Source organism: Sphingobium sp. Ant17 (assembly GCF_000588875.1).
In the GTDB taxonomy this organism is placed as follows: Bacteria; Pseudomonadota; Alphaproteobacteria; order Sphingomonadales; family Sphingomonadaceae; genus Sphingobium.
Genome location: NZ_JEMV01000187.1, coordinates 1 through 1,668 on the forward strand (window position 1 = coordinate 1; position 1,668 = coordinate 1,668).

2 protein-coding genes and 1 pseudogene are annotated in these 1,668 nt (G+C 53.9%); all 3 read right to left on the reverse strand.

Features of this window, described 5'->3' with window-relative positions; all coding sequences use genetic code 11:
- Positions 1 to 390: 390 nt before the first annotated feature.
- Positions 391 to 645: a hypothetical protein gene (locus tag BF95_RS30875; protein WP_327195532.1), complete on the reverse strand. Its 255-nt coding sequence runs from the start codon at positions 643 to 645 to the stop codon at positions 391 to 393.
- Positions 545 to 974: pseudogene (locus BF95_RS30880) on the reverse strand (recombinase family protein). Before BF95_RS30880 ends, BF95_RS30875 begins: the two are co-directional and overlap by 101 nt.
- A gap of 462 nt (positions 975 to 1,436) precedes the next feature.
- Positions 1,437 to 1,668 (reverse strand): hypothetical protein (locus BF95_RS28045; RefSeq protein WP_235210015.1); only part of this gene is annotated, 232 nt, incomplete at its 5' end.

Genomic DNA, 1,668 nt, shown 5'->3' on the forward strand with positions numbered 1-1,668 from the left:
AGCAATGGGCCACGGCAAATGGATATTCCTTCACGACATCGAGAGATGCGTTTGGCACTGTTTGGTATGTGGAGTTCACTGATCCCAAAGCGATATCGTTTGCGAAAATATCAGGTAACTTCAAAGCGCGGCAGGCAGTAACGGTCGATGAATAGGCGACTGAAAAAATATCTCAGAGACGGTTGGTTTCTAAAAACGTAGGAATAAAAAATCTGGTCAGCAGATTGGTTTCTAGAAACTGAGGAATTTTAGTTTCTTACCCATGTAGCGCCTCAGCAGCAGGTCGATATACACCCCCCAAGGGTCCGACCGCTTGCCCCCCTTGCTATCACTGATGCCCGTAGAAGCCCGCTCGCAGACCATCGGGATCGGCGGGGCAGTAGGTTAGCTCTACGGGGCCGCGGTGCTTATAGGTCGTCTGAGGGCATCAACCGATAAACGGACTGCCGAGAGATACCCATCGTTCGGGCTACCACGCTGGGGTTCATCCCCSTCCAATAGCATCGTCCTTACCCGATGGGCGTCAATGCGGGTCTTTCCGCCCTTATACGCGCCAGCGGACTTCGCTTTGTCGATGCCCTCTCGTTGACGCTCTGCGCGCAGTCCAGTTTCGAACTCCGCGACACTGCCGAGGACACCCAGCATGAGCTTGCCGTGTGGGGTAGTGGTATCGACGCCAGCCTGATCGACGCCAGCCTGATCGACGCATCGAARCGCCCACACCGCGACTGGCTAGCCGGGAGAGCATGTTATGGAGATCGACCATCGACCGAGCGAAGCGGTCAAGCCGGGTGACGAGCAGAACGTCGCCCTCACGCACAAAGTCCAAACAGTTCTGTAGCTCTGGACGATCAGCAGTTGTGCCTGACCTCTTTTTCACTGAACACGCGCTCACACCCTTGGGAGGCGAGGCGTTCAAGCTGTATGGTCAGGTCTTGGTCAGTAGTGGATACGCGGGCATAGCCGACAAGCATGATGTGTCACCTCAGGTTCTAGACCCCAAGGGTATGTTGTCACATGACTGGGAGAGCAACCTATATGTGACACTCAGCCTGTCATACGCAGGTGTAGCCTCAGGGTTTAGTCTGTCGCTACAGCTAAGCCGAGCGCACGAGGCCGGAAGGAACTGCCCTTCGCGCCAGATGGGGTTGATTCAGCACGGCTTCATACTGCTTTGCGTGGCTGAGGTGAATGTCACGCACAGACGGCATCGTAGCAGAAGATGCCATTTCCAAAGACTTAGCGAGACGGGCTTCGTAGTAGGAGCGATCAAAGCTCTCATTCATTGTTGCCTCCCAATTTATCGAGTCGATTGGCTTTACAAGGATGCCAGCTTTACCCTGAGAGTCCAATACGATTTCGATACTTCATACCTGCCGTCAAATTAAGTAACTGATATTCCACAAGCTATTGATTTCCCGGCTAACTTCTCGATGCTAGAGTTTGTCTTCGTCCTTACCCTCCGGCTCCACATCGCTTATCTCACCCTCAATCACTGGCAAGCCGAACCCCTGAAACTGAGCAGGCAGGTTGATGACCGGCCTAGTGTCCGTGACCTCTATCTGCTGGCTGTCACCAAAGACCTTGCGGTTGTATTTTCCGGCAAGCCACATGAGCGCCTTGACCTTCAGCTTCATCATCGGCGAACTGATCACCCGTGCCTGAGAC